Source organism: Hymenobacter sp. HDW8, from assembly GCF_011305775.1.
Classification (GTDB): Bacteria; Bacteroidota; Bacteroidia; order Cytophagales; family Hymenobacteraceae; genus Hymenobacter; species Hymenobacter radiodurans.
The window spans coordinates 1,708,669-1,730,132 of the sequence record NZ_CP049907.1 but is presented as its reverse complement, the minus strand read 5'-3'; the positions used below and the strand labels follow the sequence as shown (position 1 = coordinate 1,730,132).

Genomic DNA, 21,464 nt, shown 5'->3' with positions numbered 1-21,464 from the left:
TTGTGATTGAAGCAATCGAAACTACATTGGGTCCACGTCGGCTACGATGCGGGCCTGCTTAAATTCCTTTTGGTCTTTCACCACGTGTATAGCTGCCAAAACATCCGCCTTAGCTTGCTTTAATACGGTGTGTTCGCGGTCAATCTTTACCGTGATTTCCTGTAAATAGAAGTTGCGAATACGGAAAATATAGGGCGCTTCAGGCCCCAAAACAGCTTCCCGGCCTAACCTTTCAACCAACTCTTGGGTGAGGAGAATGGCCGCTTGTTCTGCCAGCAGTTGATCTACGTGCTTCACCGTAAGCCGAATTACACGCATGAACGGCGGAAAGCCGTACTCGCGGCGCTGCCCGATTTCGTACTCGTAAAATTCGAGGTAGTCGTTGCGGATTACTTTGTCGAAAATAACCTGCGTTGGGTCGGCGGTCTGAATAATGACTTTGCCCTTTTTGCCCTTGCGCCCGGCCCGGCCGCTCACCTGCACAAACATCTGGAATGCCCGCTCGTGCGCCCGAAAATCGGGGTAGTGAATTATGCTGTCGGCATTGATAATGCCCACCAGACTCACGTTAGCGAAGTCCAGACCCTTAGTTACCATCTGAGTGCCCACCAGCACGTTCGTTACTTGGTTCTCAAAGTCCGCAATGATTTGCTGATAGGAGTTCTTGGCGCGCGTCGTGTCCAGGTCCATGCGCTGCACGTTTGCGGCCGGCAGCATGATTTTGAGGTCGTCCTCTATTTTTTCGGTGCCGAAACCTACAGTTTTAAGAGCGCGAGATCCGCACGCGGGGCATTCTACGGGCATGCGGTCATTGTAGCCGCAATAATGGCAGCGTAGCTCGTGGCTGTGCTTGTGGTAGCTTAGGCTCACAGCGCAGTTCTTACACTTCGGAATCCAGCCGCAGTCGAGGCAGTTGATGAATGGGGAGTAGCCGCGGCGGTTCTGAAACAGAATTACCTGTTCTTTCAAGCCCAGCTTGCGCTCAATTTCACTGAGCAGTTCGGGCGTGAAGTGGTTGTGCATCTTCTTCGCCTCGCGCTGCTTGCGCGTATCCACCAGCTCTATTTCAGGTAAACCAGCTTCGCCGAAGCGCTTGGTGAGCTGCACCAAGCCCCAGCGGCCGGCTCGCGTCTGGTAATACGTTTCGACGGCCGGCGTGGCAGAACCCAGTAGCGTTTTTGCCCCCTGAAAGTTGGCCATCATCAGAGCCACTTCGCGGGCGTTGTAACGCGGGGCCGGCTCGTACTGCTTGTAGCTCGACTCGTGCTCCTCGTCCACGATAATGAGCGCCAAGTTATCGAACGGCAAGAATACCGCTGAGCGCACGCCCACCACCACCTGAAACCGCCCCGAAAGCACCCCATTCCACACTTCCACCCGCTCGTTATCCGAGAATTTAGAGTGATACACGCCCAAGCGCGTCCCAAATACACGCATCAGACGGGTCACTATCTGGGCAGTAAGGGCAATTTCGGGTAGTAGATAAAGCACTTGCCCACCGCCATCTAAGGCGTTGCGGATAAGGTCGATGTAGATCTCCGTTTTGCCTGCCCCTGTTACGCCGTGTAGAAGCACGATGTCGCGCTGGCTGAATTGGGTTAATACCTCGTCGCGAGCAGTTGTTTGAGCTTCACTCAGCGTAAAATGAAGCTTAGCTTCAGGCTCATCATCCAGCGGAAAGCGTGACACAATCACGTCGAACTGCTCCAGTACACCGTTTTTAATAAGCGTGTTCACCGCCGAAGGCGAGAGGTGCGGACTGCTGGTCAGGGCATTCTTCTCCAGCCCTCGATGGTTGGCGTGAATATTTTGGTACACTGGTACGCGCTGCAAATAGCGCATGAGCACGTCGAGCTGCTTGGGCCGGCCGGCCAGTTGGCCAAATAGTGCTTCTAAAGCGCTTTCCTCAATAAAGTGATGCGCCAGCCGAACCTTCTTCACCACTTTCGGGGAGTATTTATCGGCTAGGTGCTCAAACAGAAAGATAATATCCTTCTGCATCAGAGACTTAATCACCTTATGGAAATTGCTATTGCCGAGTAGCTCACCCACTTCAGTAAACGTCATCGACTTGCCGTCTTCGGTGCTCAGCGCTGTCAGAATCTGCTGCTCCTGCTCGGAGATAGGGTATGGGCTGCCATCGGCGATATACGCTGGGTGTAGCTGAATGCGCGACTCGGAGCTGAGCTTAAGCGCAGAAGGTAAGGCCGCGTTGATGACTTCGCCCAGCGTGCACATATAATAGTCAGCCATCCAGCGAAATAGCTTTAGCTGCGGCTGCGTCACGACGGGTGCGTCGTCGATGAATTCGAGAATGTATTTGGCTTGGTACTGAGCCGGCGGGGTTTCGTGTACGGCGGCTACAATGCAGCTAAGCGTTTTTTTGGCTCCAAACTGCACAATTACCCGCCCCCGATCACGACTTCGTCGTTCATCTCGTAGGGCACGCGGTAGGTGTACAGCTTGGGCAGGGGCAGGGGCAGAATCACGTCGGCAAACAGCGTGACGCGGTCGGTAGCCGCCGGCTCCGGCGAAACAAAATCAAAGGTGAGGCTCAACGGAAAGAATAGGCAAAGTCGGAAGGTAAAGATAACAGGAGATGCGGCGCGGACACGCGCTTGCTCCCTTCTATTCGTAAGAATGAGGGAGCAAGCCTGCTTCTTTTAAAGAACAACCACCGGAGGAAAATACCCTAAAGCACTAGCTGCTATCCTTGGCTACAACTGCGCTAATGCCTCAGCCACAGTGTGAACCGGCTGTTGACAGGCCCGGTTAAAACATACATAAAGAGTAGTTTGACCGTCAAGCGCCGTCCGGTGCTGCAACAATGGAAGCTCATCGGTAGGAGTGGGGCTACCAGCTAACACCGCATTGGGCAAAAAGTGCTGACTTAGCTCTTTTCGGATAGCTTCCGCCTTCGGGCCAACGATGGCAATTTCGGCCGCTGGCCGTAGGGAGGCAGCATATAAACATGCCCAATTGGTGAGGTGTTGGGGCTCTTTTATTAGTAAATCCTGCACTTGCGCAAGCATAGTTGTGGCCAACTCGCTTTGGGGGGCTTTTTCTAAGTGCAGGCCCAGCCGGTGTAGGTTATGCGCCATAATTGAGTTCGACGCAGGAATTACATTATCAAATAGCTCCTTTTTGCGAGCAATTAGAGCCTCACCATTGGCATCTGTGTAGAAAAATAAATGCTCTTCTGAGTCAAAGAAATTCTCCTGTACGTAGCCGGTTAATGTCTCCGCCTCGCGCAGCCATTGCACGTCAAAAGTGGCTTCGTACAGATTGATATATGCTTGAATAACCAAGGCGTAATCTTCCAGAAAGCCTACAATAGTAGCTCGGCCAGCCTTATAATTACGCCATAAGCCCGATCCATTCCGCAGCTTCGATTGGATGAAATGGGCATTGCTTAAGGCTAAATCCAGAAAATCGTTGTCGCCAAAAGCGCGGTATGCATCAATGAGTCCGTTAAGCATAAGCGCATTCCAGCCCGTCAGGATTTTGTCATCCGTCCCCGGGCGGACACGTTTTGCGCGCGCTGCCATTATCTTCTTTTTCCAGCCTTTCACTAGCTCCGCGAGCACCTGGGGGGCAATTTCGTGGGCTAACGCAAAATCTTCATTCGATTGGCGGCGGTGCAGAATATTCTGGCCATGCTCCCAATTGCCGGTCGCTGTACAGTTGTAATAGGCAGAAAATAGCAGCTCTTCATCGCCCAAAATGTCGCGCAATTCATCTTTGGTGAATACATAGAACTTGCCTTCCACGCCCTCGCTATCAGCATCCAGGGAAGAGTAGAAACCTCCCTCCGGGCTCGTTAGCTCACGCTGTACAAACTCGACTGTATCGTACACCACCTTACGGTATAATTCGTCTTTGGTCACCAGGTATGCCTCGGCATACAGACTTACAAGCTGCCCATTATCATATAGCATTTTCTCAAAGTGGGGCACTAGCCACTCCTCATCAACGGAATAGCGAGAAAACCCGCCGCCTACCTGATCATAAATACCGCCCCACGCCATTTCACGCAAGGTTCGATTGATTTGATCGAATATACTTTGACCCCCTATCAGATGATGGGCCCGTAACAGGAGGCGCCAGATACTAGGCATCGGAAACTTCGGTGCCCGGTTCATACCACCCCATTCGCGGTCAAATTTGCCCCCCAGGTTGTCTACTAGCAACTCAAATTGCTCGTCCGAAACCGCGGCTGCTGTAGGTCGCAAGCTATACTTGGCCAGGTCGCTGACCTGCAAAATGTTGGCAAACTGCTCGGCTGATTCATCCAATTCTGCCCGATGCTCTCCCTGATACGCTTGACCTATACTGGTAAGCAACTGGGTCCAGTTACGCGGTGGGAAATAGGTGCCGCCATAAAATGGCTTTGCATCAGGATTCAAAAACACATTGAGCGGCCACCCACCTTGCACACCCATCGCATGCACGGCATCCATATATACCTGGTCCACGTCGGGCCGCTCTTCCCGGTCTACTTTAATACACACGAAATACTCATTCATCAGCTCTGCTACGCGCTCGTTTTCAAACGATTCACGCTCCATTACGTGGCACCAATGGCAGGCTGCATAGCCTATGCTTACTAGTATCGGTTTCTGCTCGGCTTTAGCCTTTTGCAATGCCTCCTCACCCCACGGATACCAGTTTACCGGATTATGCGCGTGCTGCAGCAAATAGGGGCTAGTTTCGCGGCTAAGAAGATTAGTATAAGCGGGCGTTTGGGAACTAGACATATTTGATAAGGCAAAATATGATGCTCTCTAATGAAGAAACCCGGCTATTGTAGCCGGGTTTCATTTTACGTTTCAGAAGTTGATTGGTCAGCCGATGTTGTTGGCTTTTTGCGCGGAGGCCTTGCACGGCGCTTCTGTGGTGCTTTAGCAGGTTTCCTCTCCGTTGTAGTAGGCGTTTCCAATGCTGGTGCTTTTGGAACTTCTAGTGCCGACGAGTCAGCTGTGGACGTAATGAGTGTTGGCTGCTCTGCGGTAGGTGGCGCAAGCGTAACAGACGGCTTACGTCGGGCCGGACGAGCAGTTCTTGGCTTGCTTTCCGCTTTTGCTGTTACCGTTTTAGTGGGTTTGCGAGAGGTTTTGGCAGCTTTCACCTGGGCTGCTGTTCGCCGCTTAGGGCGCGCTGATACAGGCGTAGGCGTATCAGCAGCGGGTGTTTCCGCCTCACGTATCTCACCGAATGGTAATTCTTCCCCAGTATCGCCCTGAAGAGATACCTCAACTGTTGTGTCCGTATACTCGGTATTAGTTGGTGAGCTGGAGGAGCTTTCTGCAGCAGCTTCCGCTATATCCGGTTGCTGTGAAGAGTTATCAGCACCCAGGATTTCATCATTCGCTGCGCCAGCCAGTGCCGCTGCCAACTGAGCAGCCTTTTTACGGCCGCTGCGCTTAGCGCCACCCCGCGACCGACGTTTTTTCTTGAATGGGGTGGCTTCTGTTGTCTCAAGTAATGGTTCCTCACTGAGTGCTTCCTCCTGGGTTGGAGCTAGGGCAGCAGGGGAGTAGGAAGCAGCTGGAGCATCTGCCCGAGCAGGAGCATTTGCCAGCTGGGGGGCATTTTCAGTCTCTCCTATGTCAATGCGCTCTTCTTCATCAGCCTCCGGTACGGGAGCCGGACGAGGCTTAAGTGGTGCTGGAAGTGAGTGAATCTGTTTCTGCACCTCCCGAATCTCGGGCCGTACATCTACTTGGTTGCTAAGTCGCTGTAGTCGAGCGAGCGTTGCCTCCAAGAATTGGCGGTGCTCAGGAGCGGCCGGGTACAACGGCCGATGAGCCATTGCCTGGCGCACTGCATCCCATTCCTTCTGGAAGCGCCCAAAGTTGCTATCGAAATATTCGCGCGAGAAATGCTCCCAGATATACTCTTCCGCCACCGCTGAAGGGTGAATCATGTCAGCGGCATAGAACCGATAATCTCGCAAATCATCCGTTAGCAGCTCATACGCTGGAAAATAAGTCACATCAGGCAACAGTTCGCTCAGATAGTGACAAGCTACCCGCAATATCGATTTGCTGACTGCATTCAGTGGCAGCGTGTCCTTTATATGCCGTACGGGACTAACCGTTAGTACGAAGCGCAATTTTGGATTGCGGCGGCGCAACAAAGCATGCGTCTCAGCTATGGCATTAATAATCTCGTCGGGAGTAAGAAGCTCTTTCTCGAATTGGTCAGCAGCTACCTTATGGCAATTGCTCACTATTTCTTGTGTTTCACGCAACCGATAAGCGTAAGCTGTTCCTAGGGTTAAAACAACTACATCGGCCGTTTCGAGAAACTGGCCAGTACGCTGTAATAGCTCTTGAATATGCTGTAGTAGCTCCACAGGGGAGTCTGAGCCTATTGTAGCATGCAGGTCGTAGCTCTGCCAGCGGCCCCGTGCAGGTACCAAGTGCTGTTGCCAATCCGTATCTTCCCCAGCCGCGGCCCGTAACAGTTTGCAGGCCGACAGCGGATTAAAGACTGTACCAAATGGGTTAGTAAGCGACTGTACTTTGTAGTTATTCAGGCGATTCCCCAGTACATCTGAAAAGCAGGAACCTATGGTCAGCACGCGAGCCGCGAGCGATAAGGGGGAAGGATTAGGCGTGAGCGGTATTTCAGTACGAAACATCAGAATAATAAATGACCAGAAATAGGTCAATGGGTAAGCAACCTACTCAACTCTCCTCTTTTAGCCAAAACAGCAGCTTGCCACTTAGCCAGTGCCAGCCCTTTAGTTAGGCAATGCATATGGCATTCAAAATAGTACACCCTTTGACGTAAGGGGTGATAAGTAGTAAGAAAAAAGCCCCCCAACACAGTGCTGGGGGCTTTTTTCTTAATGCGAAGCAGCTTACTCAGCTACAACATTGAAGCGAATCTGATGCTTTACTTCTTTGTGCAGGTTGACAGTAGCAGTGTACTCACCAACTGCTGTCGGCTCCTGATCAAAAGAAATACGCTTGCGATCCACGTCGATGCCTTTGGCTTTCAACGCCTCAGCAAGCTGAAGTGTAGTCACGCGACCGAAGATTTTACCGCTCTCACCTACTTTGGCGCGAATGTCGAAAGCCACTTCACCAATTTGGTTAGCTACGCTTTGAGCTTCGGTTTTGATCTTTTCAGCCTTGTGCGCCGCTTGGCGTACGTTCTCAGCTACAATCTTCTTGTTAGTCTTGTCGGCTAGAATAGCCAATCCCTGCGGGAGCAGGAAGTTGCGACCATATCCAGGCTTTACCGTCACGATGTCGTTCTTGTAGCCCAGATTCTTTACGTCGTCTTTCAGAATTACTTCCATTGTCTGTATAAGAAGTGAGAAAGAAGAAAATAAAGTCAGATTGTCCTGCTGCTGCTAGGCCTCAGCAGGAATTCTAGTCTCTCATTTCTGCCCTTCTCAGGTCTACAATCTATTTCAAAGAGTCGGTTACGTAGGGCATAAGAGCTAGGTGACGGGCTTTCGCCACGGCCTGAGCCACTTTGCGCTGGAATTTCAGGCTAGTGCCTGTGATGCGGCGGGGCAGCACGCGGCCCTGCTCATTTACGAACTTCAATAGGAAGTTCGGGTCTTTGTAGTCCACGTACTTAATACCGTTCTTCTTGAAGCGGCAGTACTTTTTGCGGGTATCCTGCTTGTGGATCTTTTCGTTGGCGAGGCTCATCTTCTTATTATTGGGCAACTGCTTCCGATTGTTTCTGGGCTTTCTGCTGATTCATTTCTCCGTTGCGGCGGCGCTCGTTATACGCTACTGCATGCTTGTCTAGCACCGTAGTCAAAAAACGAATCACACGCTCGTCGCGGCGAAATGCTAGCTCCAGCTGGTCCACTATGTTACCTGAGCCAGAGAATTCTACCAAGTGATAATACCCAGTTGATTTCTTCTGAATTGGGTAAGCAAGCTTTTTGAGGCCCCAGTTTTCAGTGTTGATAATGTCGGCGCCATTTTCCTTAAGCACCTGCGAGAACTTCTCGATCGTCTCTTGCACCTGACCTTCGTTCAGAACGGGCGTCAGGAGAAAGACCGTCTCGTAATTTCTTACTTCCATTAGACGGGATGAAAAAATTTAAGTGAAAAACTAAATTAGGGGGCAAAGGTAGCTAAATTAGAGGATATCTGTATCAAGCGACATGCTTATTTTTCCTCCAAAGTGTAAAATCAACTTCCTGCCAAACAACTATATAGAAGAAGGAAGCACTAATTTTTGCTAAAACATTACTTACCATAAACTAAGTAAAACCTTTCACTGAAAACAGTAGTTGGAGTACTAACTGGCTACGATAATTGCCAAGAGTGCTAGTATATTGGACGTATGTCTGGCTGGTTGAGCTACAACACCTTATTCGGTGTCAAGGTGTTGTGAAGTGGGTTTTTGATGGGTTTTGCTGTGTTTTCCTTTCCCAAAAATTAGAAGTGACGCTTTTGTTTCCTGCGTTTCCCGACCTACATTTGTGGCCTTAAGGCACCCCTGCGTTTCTTTTCCCCAGTGAATTTGTGCTATGGATAGCATCCGACTTCGTACCCTTCCTCATTTCTTTCTTGCTCTGTTTCTGACGTTTGCCTCCGTCGGCCGTGCCTCGGCACAAGACGTTGGCGCCGCCCCGGCCGTGAGTAAAGAAGGAGTAGCTCCCGGGGCTGCAGCTCAGGCTGCGCCCGCTGCCGCCGCAGGCGCTACTACCGGCGACGCCGCCGCAATCGCCGCTGGTGATGCCTTATATAAAGGTAACTGCGCCCAATGTCACGCCATAAATGAAGTGGTGGTAGGTCCCGCACTGAAGGATGTGCATAAGCGCCGCCCAATCTCTTGGCTGATTCCCTGGATTAAGAATTCCAGTAAGATGGTAGCCAGCGGCGATGAATACGCGGTTAAGATCTTTAATCAGTACCAGAAGCAACAGATGCCCAGCTTCGCGCTTACTGATGCTGAAATTACCTCTATCATATCTTATATCGCCGCTGAGAGCGAGAAGCCTTCTCAAGTTACCGCAGGTGGTGCTACTGCCGGAAATGCTGGCCAAGCTGATGGTCAGGATACTGGAGGGGCAGGTGCTGACGCTAGTACTGGGGCGGGTCAATATGTTGATCTACTCTTAATCGTACTAGTAGTAGTCCTAATAGTATTGGTCGTAACACTGGTTATTATCGCCAATATCATGGGCGATGTACTGAAAGGCCGCAAAGACCTGGATGGCCGCGACGTAGAGTTACTTGATCAAAAATTTGACTTCAGCAAAATATACAAGTCCAATCTCGTACGCGGTTTAGCTGTGGGTCTATTTGTACTTGTAGTTCTATATGAGTCGGTTCAAGGTGTAATGGCCATTGGTTTGGATCAGGGCTATCAGCCAACCCAACCTATTGCTTTCTCGCATAAACTACACGCTGGCGAGAACCAGATTAACTGTGCCTATTGCCACACGAGCGTATATAAAAGCAAGAGCGCGAATATTCCTTCGGCTAACATCTGTATGAACTGCCACTCGCAGATTAAAACAGAATCGCCTGAAATCAAGAAGATTTATCGTGCCATCGAGCGCAAGCAGCCTATCCAGTGGGTACGAGTGCACAATCTGCCAGATTTGGCATATTTCAATCACTCTCAGCACACACAAGTAGGTGGGATTGAATGCCAGACTTGCCACGGTCCTATCCAGAATATGGAAGTGGTGTACCAATATTCGCCCCTGACCATGGGCTGGTGCATTAACTGCCACCGTGAGCAACCCCTTAATACTAAAGGCAACGGCTACTACGACAACCTCGTGAAACTACATGATGCTGCCAATCAGGGTGCTGCATTCACTGTTTCGTCGAATGGTGGTACCGAGTGCTCTAAATGCCATTATTGAGTTATTGCATAGCTTAAGCGCTACTACGTTTACTGATAGCATTTAAGTCTTTAAACTCAGAACCTTAAAATAATACGTCTTACTTATAGGTCGAAGCTGAGCTGCTCTCATGCTTTTGGATCTCTAAGAATATAAGTCAAACAAAATGCAAGAGTCGCCTAAATACTGGAAAGGAATCGAAGAGCTAGAGAACTCACCAGAGTTTGCAAAGAATGCTTTCAGCGAATTCGCCGATTTCCTGCCGGTGAGCGAAAAAAATAGCTCTACTGACGCTACTGTTTCCCCCCGTCGTGACTTCTTGAAGCTAATGGGCTTCAGCTTAGCTGCTGCTACTTTAGCTAGCTGTGAGGCTCCCATTCATAAGGCAATTCCTTACCTAAACAAACCAGAAGAGGTTGATCCAGGTATTGCCAACTTTTATGCTTCAACTTATTTTAATGGTTCGGACTATAATAGCGTCTTAGTAAAGACCCGTGAAGGACGGCCAATAAAGTTAGAAGGCAATCCAGAGTCGCCAATCACGCGCGGTGGCCTGTCAGCACGGGCTCAGGCTTCTGTTTTGAGCCTTTACGACAGCGCACGATTACAGCATTTCGCAATCAAAGGCCAGCAAGCCGATAAGGATCGTGTTGACCAAGAGATCCGCAGTAAGCTTGCTGCTACACGGGGCAAAATTGCTATCGTATCACCAACCATCATTAGCCCTTCTACTAAAAGAGCTATTGCTGAATTTGCTTCGCGCTATCCTACCACGGAGCATGTGATGTACGACGCTCAATCGCAGTCGGCGTTAATTCAAGCGAACGGAGGTGTATTACCGTCTTTCGATTTTAGCAAGGCCAATGTGATTGTGAGCTTAGGGGCCGATTTCCTAGGTACTTGGATATCGCCAGTGGAGCATGCTCACCAGTATATCACCAATCGCAAAGTGTCGAGCGACAAAAAAACAATGTCGCGTCATTTCCAGTTTGAGACCAATCTTTCTCTAACTGGCTCCAACGCTGATGTACGTGTGCCACTCAAGCCTTCAGAAATGGGGCAGGCTACATTAGCATTGTATAATGAGGTGGTTGGTGGCGGTGCTGCTTCTACGTATAACAATGCACAATTAAAGAAGGCTGCAGCCGAATTAAAAGCCAACAGAGGACGTAGCTTAGTAGTAGCTGGCTCTAATGATCTAGCTATCCAAACGCTTGTTGCAGCTATTAATCAGTCGTTAGGTAATGTAGGTGCAGCAATAGATACTGCTAACCCTTCGATGGTTCGCCAAGGAGATGATGCTCGCATGCTCCGTCTTGTAAACGAGATGAATGCAGGCAGTGTCGGTGCTGTTATATTCTATCATGCTAATCCTGTTTATGATCATCCATTAGCTGCGAAGGTGAAGTCAGGGATTGCCAAAGTACCTTTGAGCATTTCCTTGAATGACCGCTTAGATGAAACAGGAACCCTTTGCTACTATGCCGCTCCTGATCATCATTATTTAGAGTCATGGAATGACTATGAGCCCAAGCGTGGCTCGTTGAGTTTGGCCCAGCCTACGATTTCGCCATTGTTTGCTACTCGCCAAGCTCAAGATAGTTTACTGACATGGGCTGATAATCCGCAGAGTTACTACAATTTCTTGCGTGCAAACTGGCGGAGTATTCTGGGGGGCAATTTTCAGCAAGGCTGGGATAAAGCCGTTCATGATGGAGTTGCTAGTGGCACACTTATGCCTGCATCTGCTGCTCCAAGTGCCGCTGCAATTGATGCTACTCAAGCTATTAGTTCTATAAGCCGCGCACCCAAAGGTTCAGGTATTGAATTCTCGCTTTACGAGAAAGTGGGTATTGGAAATGGTTTCGAAGCTAATAACCCTTGGCTACAAGAACTTCCTGACCCAATATCGAAAGCCACTTGGGGTAATTATGTGTCCGTGCCACGAGACATGGCTGTGACCAATGAGTGGGAGCAGGGTGATGTGGTTAAGCTTACTGCTAACGGTATATCGATTGAACTTCCTGTTCTTATTCAACCTGGTCAAGCGAAGGGCACCGTTGGTGTCGCTGTAGGATATGGCCGTGAATTAGCTGGCAAAGTGGGGAGCAAAGTGGGAGCTAACGCTTACCCATTAGCAACCGTCCGCGATAATTCATTACAGTATGGTGGTACTGTTACTTTAGAGAAGACAGGTGCAAAGTCACCGATAGCTCAAACACAGACGCACCATACAGTCATGGACCGTAAGCCAGTAGTTCAAGAAGCTACGCTGGCTGACTATATCAAGAACCCGAAAGAAGTAACTGAATACGATAAAATTGCCACTCCTGATGGCCTAGAGAAACCCAATAAGGTTTCTCTGTGGCAAGATTATGAGTACAAGAACCACCACTGGGGTATGGTCATCGACCTAAACTCTTGCATCGGGTGTGGCTCATGCGTGATTGGTTGTCAAGTAGAAAACAACATAGCAGTAGTAGGTAAGCAGGAAGTAATCAATCGTCGTGAGATGCATTGGTTACGTATCGACCGCTACTACAGCTCCGATACTACAAAGGAAGATTTCGCTGAGAAGGGTAAATTAGATACTTACGCAGCTATGGAAGATCCATCGGAAAATCCGAGTGTGATTTTCGAACCAATGCTATGCCAGCACTGCAACCACGCTCCTTGTGAGACTGTTTGCCCAGTACTTGCTACGACTCACAGCAGTGAAGGCTTGAATCAAATGACCTACAATCGTTGTGTGGGTACACGCTATTGCGCTAATAACTGCCCTTACAAGGTGCGGCGCTTTAACTGGTTTTCGTACTATACAAATGAAAAGTTTGAGGCTGTGAACGGACATATGTTCACAGACCTGGGCCGTATGGTCTTGAACCCAGACGTAACTGTACGTGCACGCGGTGTAATGGAGAAATGCAGTTTCTGCGTACAGCGAATCCAACTTGCTAAGCTGGAAGCCAAAAAAGAGCGTCGTCGTCCAGTAGATGGTGAAGTAGTAACGGCTTGCGCCCAATCTTGCCCAACACAAGCTATTATTTTTGGTGACCTACGGGACCCTAATTCTCGGGTTTCGCAGGTGACGCGTCGGGAAGATGGCGAGCGTGGCTTCCATGTACTTGATGCTATAAACGTGCAGCCAAACATCACGTATCTAACTAAGATTCGTAATGTGGAGCCAAGCAAAAAGCTAACAGTTTAGAAACAGCGAAGGGACAAGATATTATAACACTGATATAAGAACCTGTCTCGCCACTTTTTACATTCAATATTATGCAGCACGTATCGCCAGTAAGAGAGCCGCTCGTAACGGGGGGCAAAACTTACCACGACATCACGGAAGACGTGTGCCGCCAGGTGGAAGCTAAGCCAAACATCCGGTGGATGGCAGCCCTGAGCGTAGCGCTCTTTTTTCTAGGCATCTTTTTCTATTCTGTATATCGGACCTTATGGTATGGTATAGGAGAATGGGGCCTGAACAAAACGGTTGGCTGGGCTTGGGACATCACCAACTTCGTATGGTGGGTGGGTATTGGTCATGCTGGCACTTTGATCTCAGCGGTACTGCTGTTGTTCCGTCAGAAATGGCGGAGTTCAATTAACCGTGCAGCTGAAGCCATGACTATCTTCGCTGTAATATGTGCTGCCATGTTCCCGGTTTTGCACATGGGCCGTCCTTGGTTGGCCTATTGGGTATTTCCGTTCCAGAATACGTTTGGCTCACTGTGGGTGAACTTTAATTCCCCACTTTTGTGGGACGTATTTGCAATCTCCACATACTTCTCGGTTTCCTTAGTATTCTGGTACATCGGACTTATTCCTGATTTTGCCACCATTCGGGATCGTGCAAAAGGACCTATTGCTAAGCGTGCATATGCTTTATTAAGCTTCGGTTGGAAAGGATCGGCTAAAGCTTGGTCACGTTATGAGACGGTTTCTCTGATATTGGCTGGTGTTGCAACTCCTCTGGTGCTTTCAGTTCACACTATTGTATCGATGGACTTTGCTACCTCCGTCGTACCTGGTTGGCACACTACCATCTTCCCGCCTTACTTTGTTGCAGGAGCTATCTTCTCGGGCTTTGCAATGGTATTAACCCTAATGCTTATCACGCGGGTTGTATTCAAGCTTGAGGACTACATTACGATAGAACACATTGCTCTCATGAATAAAATCATGATGATCACAGGTTCTATTGTAGGTGTTGCCTATATCACAGAGTTCTTTATTGCCTGGTACTCACAAGTGGAATTTGAGCAATACGCCTTCATTAACCGGGCTACAGGGCCGTATTGGTGGGCATATGCCTCAATGATGACATGCAACGTAATCACACCTCAATTGGTATGGTTTCGTCGCATCCGCTATAGCATTCCGGCCACGTTCATTCTATCCATTATTGTGAACATCGGTATGTGGTTCGAGCGTTTCGTAATTATCGTTACTTCCTTACACCGTGATTACTTGCCCTCTAGCTGGGTAATGTTCTCTCCAACATGGGTTGATATTGGAATATATGTAGGCACATTAGGCTTGTTTTTCACTCTCTTCTTACTGTTTGCTAAATTCTTCCCAGTGGTGAATATGGCTGAGGTGAAGACTATCCTGAAATATGGGGTGGATAATGGTCCAACGTACACCGGTAACCATAATCACGGCCATCAAGTAGCTCCAGCTCATCAACCTGTTGCTCCAGCTCTACCAGCTTCAGCACCCGTAAATTATAATAAGCATGACTAAGCGCTTCGCCCTCGGCATATTCGACGACGAGGACGTGCTACTGCACGCCATCGAGAACATTCGCGCCGCTGGGGTTAAGATCCACGATGTGTTCTCGCCTTACCCTGTTCATGGTATTGATGATGCTCTCGGTATTGAGCGCTCACGCTTACCTATTGCAGCCTTTTTCTTTGGTCTAACGGGATTGTCGTTTGCCCTCTGGATGCAGATTTATATGTTGGGTTTCGACTGGCCAATGATTATTGGTGGCAAACCTCATATAGCCTTACCTGCATTCATTCCTGTAAGCTTTGAAATGACGGTTCTCTTCTGTGCTCATGGCATGGTGATTACCTTTTTCACCATCAGCAAACTATACCCACGTTGGAAAGTGCCAGTAATGGATGTGCGTGCTACTGATGATAAATTTGTAATGGCCATCGAATTGAAAGATGATGCTTCTGAATTGAGCCGCCTAACTCAACTGCTTCGTGAAAACGGTGCAACAGAAGTCAACGAAAAAGAAATGACCCAGAAATAATGACGCACTGGCTGAAATTAAGTCTTCAGGGTTCGACAATGCTCTTTGCTGCTGTATTAGCTACAAGCTGCAACCGTGCTGATGTTCCGGCTATTCAATACGCCCCCGAAATGTATGAGCCGATTCCTTATGAGGCGCTCAAGCAGACAAATGTTAATGTAATTAACCCGATGGGTACTAACGAACGTGTTCCAGTAGTAGGAACTGTTCCATTAGGTAAACTAGATTATTATACTCATATCCCTAAGGATAGTGTAGGAATTGCAGAACGCACATTACGCAATCCTTACGCTTATTCAAAAGCTAACTTAGAAGAGGGCAAGGCCCTATATACCAGAGTTTGCTCTCATTGCCACGGGGAAGATGGAAAAGGTCAAGGCCCTGTAGGCATAAAGTTTAAAGGCGTTCCGGATTACTCAGCAGGCGCTTACAAAACTATGAATGACGGGCATATCTATCATGTCATTCAATGGGGACGTAATCGCATGATGCCCCATGGATCTATCGTAAACCCAGAAGAGCGCTGGAAAATTGCTATGTATGTCCGTGTGCTACAACAAGGTGAAGGCCCTGATGGCTTAGCTAAGCTAGTAAACGTTAGCAAGGATTCAACCGAAATGACGGATCGTGCTAATCAAAGTCCAATAGAAGAAGCTCAGGCTGATAAAGCATCAGAGACTCCAGGGCAAGGTGGTACGGAGGCTAGAAACGGAACGTCGAACTAATAATTATGGCAACTCTGACGCATCAAGACAGTGTTACGACTGAACATTTACAACTTCCGTCTAGCACTCGTAAAAAGTTCATTACAATAATAGCGGTAGGAATTATCCTGTTGATCATAGGGGCTGTATTAGCTGCCTTGGGGATAGGAGAGGAGCATGCTGCTACGGCTGGTCATGAAGTTGGCACTGGAGCAGGAGCTTCTGCAGAACACCATGAAGGCAGCCCTACTTGGGTTAAGCGGATTCTTGTAAGTCTTTGGCATAGCAATGTTTACTTCATTGGTATTGCTGTAATTGGTACGTTCTTCGTGGCCCTACAGTACGTCGCTTACGCTGGCTGGTCAGTCTTAGTCAAGCGTATTTCGGAGGCATTAAGTGCTTGGTTACTGCCAGGTGCTATAATCATGCTTATCGTGTTCTTCGTAGGACGCCATGATCTATTTCACTGGACCCATGATGGCATTATGACTCCCGGTCATGAAAACTATGATGCGATAGTTGCTGGTAAAAGCGGTTTCTTAAATCTGCCATTCTACGTTATTAGAATGGTTATTTACCTAGGGATCTGGTGGTTCTTCTCGGAAAAGTTAAGAAAGCTTTCACTTGAAGAAGATCTCAACGGCGGAACTGAGTATTTTCATAAGAGCATCAATGTAGGAGCCCTTTTCCTAGTTCTTTTTGCTGTTTCATCATCAATGGCGGCATGGGATTGGGTTATGTCAATTGACGTACACTGGTTCAGTACGATGTTTGGTTGGTATGTATTCGCCAGCTGGTGGGTGTCTGGCTTAGCAGCTGTAACCCTCACTGCTATTTATCTTAAGCAAGCAGGCTACCTACGATTCTTAAATGCTAACCATCTGCACGATCTTGGTAAGTTCATGTTTGGCTTCAGTATTTTCTGGACATACATCTGGTTCTCACAGTTCATGTTGATCTGGTATGCCAACCTTCCTGAAGAGGCTGTTTATTTTAATCAGCGCTTGGGAGGCTTTAATGGTCATTACACTTGGATCTTCTATTTCAATTTGGTCATCAATTTCGCTTTCCCATTTCTCGTGATGATGACACGGGATGCTAAGCGTCAGATGATCATGCTAAAAATTGTGTGTATTGCTATTCTAATAGGTCACTGGTTCGATTTCTATTTGATGATCATGCCTGCAACCATGAAAGGTGAAAGTGGGTTTGTAATTGAGATTGGTATTGCACTGATCTTTTTGGGCTCTTTCCTGTTGTTGTTTACAAAGCGTCTGTCTCAGGCGTCATTGGTGCCCGTGAATCATCCCTTTCTTGACGAAAGCGTGCATCATACAACCTAAAATTGATTTGAGTATTGGGTGGCCTAGCATTCTAACTAGCTAGTAACGCTATCTACATGCTCATAATCGCTGTATTCACATCTATCCCTAGATAATGATTGCTCTTGGTATCCTGCTGGTATTGGTGCTACTTCTGGTCGTGTTCGGCTTGTTGTTCCGCCTCCAGATCCTTACTTCCATCTTTTCTGGTAGCTTGACTCGTGAAATCGGGATGAGCAACCGAGTCAATGCTATCCTTATGATCATCTTCATGGTGGTTGGTGGAGGAGCATTCGCTTGGTCATTCATCGACAACTACGATAAGATGAATCCTCCTATTGCATCTATTCATGGATACGCAGTAGAGAATATGTTCTGGACTACAATGATCATTTTGGGTGTAGCATTTGCTCTCACCCATCTTATGCTGTTCATCTTCTCTTATCGTTATCAACATAAGGATGGACGTAGAGCTTTCTTCTTTTCTCATAACAACAAGATTGAGATAATCTGGACGTTGATCCCAGCAATCGTGATGGCAAGCTTGGTGTTTGCAGGCTGGAAAGAGTGGACCAAGATCACAGGGCCAGCTCCGAAGGACTCTATCGTTTTGGAAGTAATGGGTAAGCAATTCAACTGGCTGGTTCGTTATCCCGGTCGCGACCAAAAATTAGGTGTAGTTAACTACCGCTTAATTGATGCTACCAACGAATTCGGATTTGATCTGAATGACAATAATGCCATGGATGATTTCACTGTTAATGAAATCCATGTACCCAAAGGACATCCCGTATTGCTCAAGATTCGCTCACGCGATGTACTACATGGCGTTTACATGCCAAACTTCAGGGTTCAGATGTACGCTGTGCCAGGTATGCCAACCAAGTTCTGGTTTACGCCTACTAAAACTACTGACGAAATGCGCGCTCAGTTAGGTAACCCAAAGTTTAATTATGAGTTAGCATGCTCCCAGATTTGCGGACGTGGTCACTTCGCTATGAAGGCAATAATAGTTGTAGATGAACCGGACGATTACGTAGCCTGGTTTGCTCAACAGAAATCGTTTTCAGAACAAAACCCTGATGTTTTGGCTAGTTTCAAACAGAAGTCTGACAAATTGGTTAAAACTAAGAATGCTGATGCGGCCGCTGTCTTAACTCCGGCTAACAAAGCTTCGCTCTAACTTACCTTATAACGCACGCTCAACTGTATGGCTGCTAATATTCCCACCAACGCTCCCGTGCATGGAACGCCCACAGTGCCTCATATTGAGCACGATGAGCACCTGCATCATGATGAGCACCACGAGCAAAGCTTCCTGACCAAGTACGTTTTTAGTCAGGACCACAAAGTAATTGCCAAGCAATTTCTCATTACTGGTATTTTTTGGGCCATTTTGGGAGGTGCACTTTCTAGCCTCTTCCGAATTCAGTTAGGTTGGCCTGAGTCAACTATGTCATGGTTGACCCCTGTATTGGGCAAATGGGTTGAAGCGGGTAAACTTAATCCTGAGTTCTATCTTGCTCTTGTTACAATGCACGGCACTATCATGGTGTTCTTTGTGCTAACAGCTGGACTGAGTGGAACATTTTCCAATTTCTTAATCCCGCTACAAGTTGGAGCCCGCGATATGGCTTCAGGATTTATGAACATGCTTTCATACTGGTTTTTCTTTGCCTCCAGTATTATCATGTTTGTATCAATTTTTCTTGAAACTGGTCCTGCTTCAGCTGGTTGGACAATTTATCCTCCGCTGAGCGCATTACCTCAGGCAATTCCAGGTTCAGGAGCTGGAATGACACTTTGGCTAGTGAGTATGGCTCTATTCATCATATCTCAGTTGCTGGGTGGAGTTAATTATATCACAACAGTGATTAATCTCCGGACACGTGGGATGTCAATGTCCAAATTGCCACTTACAATTTGGTCGTTCTTTTTGACAGCTGTTCTAGGCTTACTTTCTTTTCCAGTATTATTCTCTGCCGCTTTACTGCTAATATTTGATCGTTCGTTTGGCACTAGTTTCTTTTTGTCAGACATATACATAGCTGGTCAAGCATTGAGCAATACAGGTGGTAGTCCTATCCTGTTTCAGCATTTATTTTGGTTCTTGGGACACCCTGAAGTGTATATTGTTATCATGCCTGCAATGGGTATGGTTTCAGAAATTCTAGCTACCAATTCACGTAAGCCAATCTTCGGCTATCGCGCAATGATTGGTTCACTATTGGGTATTTCATTGCTTTCCTTCGTCGTATGGGCTCACCATATGTTCGTGACAGGTATGAATCCCTTCTTAGGTTCAGTGTTTATGTTTCTTACACTGATCATTGCCGTACCTTCTGGAGTTAAAGTATTTAACTGGTTGGCTACTTTGTGGCGTGGAAATATCCGTTTTACTACAGCCATGCTATTTTCAATTGGCTTTGTATCACTGTTTATCTCAGGCGGCCTGACTGGTATTGTATTAGGCAATGCCGCTCTAGATATCCAGATGCACAATACATATTTCGTAGTAGCTCACTTTCACCTTGTGATGGGTAGCTCAGCGTTCTTTGGATTGTTTGCAGGTGTATATCATTGGTTCCCAAAGATGTTCGGACGTATGCTTGATGAAAAGCTGGGTTACGTTCACTTTTGGCTCACCTTCATCGGTGTATACTTGGTGTTCATGCCAATGCACTATGTTGGCATTGCTGGTTTTCCTCGTCGTTATTACGCCTTCACCGGATTTGATAGCTTCAGCCAATTTGCTGATTTAAATAAATTTATTTCTGCCGCTGCCATATTTGCATTCCTTGGTCAGTTCATTTTCATCTTCAACTTCTTCTATAGCATCTGGCGTGGTCGTCGTGCTACTGAGAATCCATGGAACTCGAACACATTGGAATGGACCACTCCTATTAATCCTGGTCATGGTAACTGGCCTGGCGCTATTCCAGCCGTACATCGTTGGCCGTACGATTATAGCAAACCTGGTGCTGAGAAGGACTTCATTCCCCAGAACGTACCATACTCACAAACCCAATCATCCAACTTGCCTAATGAGCGGGAAATGGCGGAGTAGTTATTCCGAATTTTAAAAATGGAGCTGCCGTAACTACGGCAGCTCCATTTTTCATTAAAAGGGAAGTTCAGTATCGGCTGGCCGACCTGAATTTCCCTTTTTTTGGGTAGAAAAGTAATTCTGTTTGTTGTATACATAACAATCAGACAATCCTTCAGCATAATGAAACCTGCCTTCGTGCGCCGCTTTCGCTTTATCGGTATCCTTACGGTTGCTGCTGTTTACTTACTTATTCTCGTAGGTGGAGTAGTAAGAAGCACTGGGTCAGGGATGGGGTGCCCTGATTGGCCTAAGTGCTTTGGTTCTTGGGTGCCACCAACTCATATCAGCCAACTCCCTGCTGACTATAAGCAAGTGTATACTGCGCAGAGAGTAGCCAAAAACAAACGATTGGCAGCTACGCTACACTTGTTCGGATTTAAGCAAGTGGCCAGCGACATATTCTCGCACCCTACCCAATACATAGAAACTGATTTTAACGTTACTAAAACATGGATTGAGTATCTGAATAGGTTATTAGGCGCACTGATTGGATTATTTGTTTTTCTGACTTTGATTTTTGCACTCCCTTACAGGCACCATGATAAGACAGTTTTTTGGCTTGCCTTCGGAAGCTTTATTCTGATAGGAGTGCAAGGGTGGTTAGGGTCATTGGTTGTATCTACCAACCTATTGCCAATAATGATAACGATCCATATGGGCTTAGCACTAGTGATAGTAGCTATGCTCATTTACGCTGTTGATCGCTCGCAACAAGCCACAGAACACACCGAAATGATACCTTTTTCACCGATGCTAACGGCTGGGCTGTGGACGGTGACTTTGTTGACTTTCATACAAATAGTATTGGGTACACAAGTGCGGGAAGAAGTGGATTTAGTAGCCTCAGCTATGAGTTATGATAACCGTGCTAACTGGATAGATCAACTGGGGGTCGTTTTCAAGGTGCATCGCACATTCTCTGTAGTACTCCTACTATTGAATATATACGTTGCGTATCATATGTATCGGCTGCCATCCAAACGGTTGCATGCCTTAACTACTGCGGTGCTTGGTTTCTTAGGATTGGAAATCCTGGCTGGTATTGTACTCGCTTACTTCGCATTGCCCGCTGCTGTACAGCCTGTACACCTTATGGTAGCTACGTTATTGTTTGGGGGGCAATTTCTGACATTAGTAGCCTATCATCGAATGGCTAAATCAGTAGCGAAGGCCACTTATCCGCATGTTGTTGCGTAACTTTGCGGCCCCGTTTGACAAAGTTCAG

14 protein-coding genes and 1 pseudogene are annotated in these 21,464 nt (G+C 47.6%); 9 read left to right on the top strand and 6 right to left on the bottom strand.

What is annotated here, in order from left to right; all coding sequences use genetic code 11:
* Nucleotides 1-21: 21 nt before the first annotated feature.
* From priA to rpsF, 6 genes and pseudogenes are all read right to left on the bottom strand, one after another.
* Nucleotides 22-2,558: pseudogene (priA, locus tag G7064_RS07135) on the bottom strand (primosomal protein N').
* Nucleotides 2,559-2,717: 159 nt separating this feature from the next.
* Entirely contained in the window at nucleotides 2,718-4,757 is a 2,040-nt protein-coding gene (locus G7064_RS07130; RefSeq protein ID WP_166073049.1) for a thioredoxin domain-containing protein, read from the bottom strand.
* A 65-nt stretch (nucleotides 4,758-4,822) separates the two neighbouring features.
* Nucleotides 4,823-6,646, bottom strand: a complete 1,824-nt coding sequence (locus tag G7064_RS07125; RefSeq protein ID WP_166073048.1) for a GSCFA domain-containing protein — start codon at nucleotides 6,644-6,646, stop codon at nucleotides 4,823-4,825.
* Nucleotides 6,647-6,868: 222 nt separating this feature from the next.
* Complete coding sequence (gene rplI, locus G7064_RS07120) at nucleotides 6,869-7,312, bottom strand: 50S ribosomal protein L9 (RefSeq protein WP_166073046.1); 444 nt, start codon at nucleotides 7,310-7,312, stop codon at nucleotides 6,869-6,871.
* A gap of 109 nt (nucleotides 7,313-7,421) precedes the next feature.
* Entirely contained in the window at nucleotides 7,422-7,673 is a 252-nt protein-coding gene (gene rpsR, locus G7064_RS07115) for a 30S ribosomal protein S18 (protein ID WP_086593116.1), read from the bottom strand.
* 7 nt (nucleotides 7,674-7,680) lie between these two features.
* The gene (gene rpsF, locus G7064_RS07110) at nucleotides 7,681-8,058 is read right to left on the bottom strand and encodes a 30S ribosomal protein S6 (protein WP_133271966.1); all 378 of its coding nucleotides are present in this window, start codon (nucleotides 8,056-8,058) and stop codon (nucleotides 7,681-7,683) included.
* A 451-nt stretch (nucleotides 8,059-8,509) separates the two neighbouring features.
* Here rpsF and G7064_RS07105 point away from each other — a divergent pair, with 451 nt between their 5' ends.
* The 9 genes from G7064_RS07105 (at nucleotide 8,510) to G7064_RS07065 (ending at nucleotide 21,436) form a co-directional block, all read left to right on the top strand.
* Entirely contained in the window at nucleotides 8,510-9,859 is a 1,350-nt protein-coding gene (locus G7064_RS07105; protein WP_166073045.1) for a c-type cytochrome, read from the top strand.
* Nucleotides 9,860-10,004: 145 nt separating this feature from the next.
* Nucleotides 10,005-13,046: a TAT-variant-translocated molybdopterin oxidoreductase gene (locus G7064_RS07100; protein WP_166073044.1), complete on the top strand. Its 3,042-nt coding sequence runs from the start codon at nucleotides 10,005-10,007 to the stop codon at nucleotides 13,044-13,046.
* 71 nt (nucleotides 13,047-13,117) lie between these two features.
* Nucleotides 13,118-14,584 carry an NrfD/PsrC family molybdoenzyme membrane anchor subunit gene (nrfD, locus tag G7064_RS07095; RefSeq protein WP_240935795.1) on the top strand — a complete coding sequence of 489 codons (1,467 nt, stop codon included), beginning with the start codon at nucleotides 13,118-13,120 and terminating at the stop codon, nucleotides 14,582-14,584.
* Nucleotides 14,577-15,104 carry a DUF3341 domain-containing protein gene (locus G7064_RS07090; RefSeq protein WP_133271969.1) on the top strand — a complete coding sequence of 176 codons (528 nt, stop codon included), beginning with the start codon at nucleotides 14,577-14,579 and terminating at the stop codon, nucleotides 15,102-15,104. Before nrfD ends, G7064_RS07090 begins: the two co-directional genes overlap by 8 nt.
* The gene (locus G7064_RS07085) at nucleotides 15,104-15,829 is read left to right on the top strand and encodes a c-type cytochrome (RefSeq protein ID WP_166073043.1); all 726 of its coding nucleotides are present in this window, start codon (nucleotides 15,104-15,106) and stop codon (nucleotides 15,827-15,829) included. Before G7064_RS07090 ends, G7064_RS07085 begins: the two co-directional genes overlap by 1 nt.
* 5 nt (nucleotides 15,830-15,834) lie before the next feature.
* On the top strand, nucleotides 15,835-17,151 hold the full coding sequence (locus G7064_RS07080) for a quinol:cytochrome C oxidoreductase (RefSeq protein ID WP_166073042.1): 1,317 nt from the start codon (nucleotides 15,835-15,837) through the stop codon (nucleotides 17,149-17,151).
* A gap of 94 nt (nucleotides 17,152-17,245) precedes the next feature.
* The gene (locus tag G7064_RS07075) at nucleotides 17,246-18,313 is read left to right on the top strand and encodes a cytochrome c oxidase subunit II (RefSeq protein ID WP_166073041.1); all 1,068 of its coding nucleotides are present in this window, start codon (nucleotides 17,246-17,248) and stop codon (nucleotides 18,311-18,313) included.
* A gap of 27 nt (nucleotides 18,314-18,340) precedes the next feature.
* Entirely contained in the window at nucleotides 18,341-20,197 is a 1,857-nt protein-coding gene (locus G7064_RS07070) for a cbb3-type cytochrome c oxidase subunit I (RefSeq protein ID WP_240935794.1), read from the top strand.
* A 162-nt stretch (nucleotides 20,198-20,359) separates the two neighbouring features.
* Nucleotides 20,360-21,436, top strand: a complete 1,077-nt coding sequence (locus tag G7064_RS07065; RefSeq protein ID WP_166073040.1) for a COX15/CtaA family protein — start codon at nucleotides 20,360-20,362, stop codon at nucleotides 21,434-21,436.
* Nucleotides 21,437-21,464 lie beyond the last annotated feature (28 nt).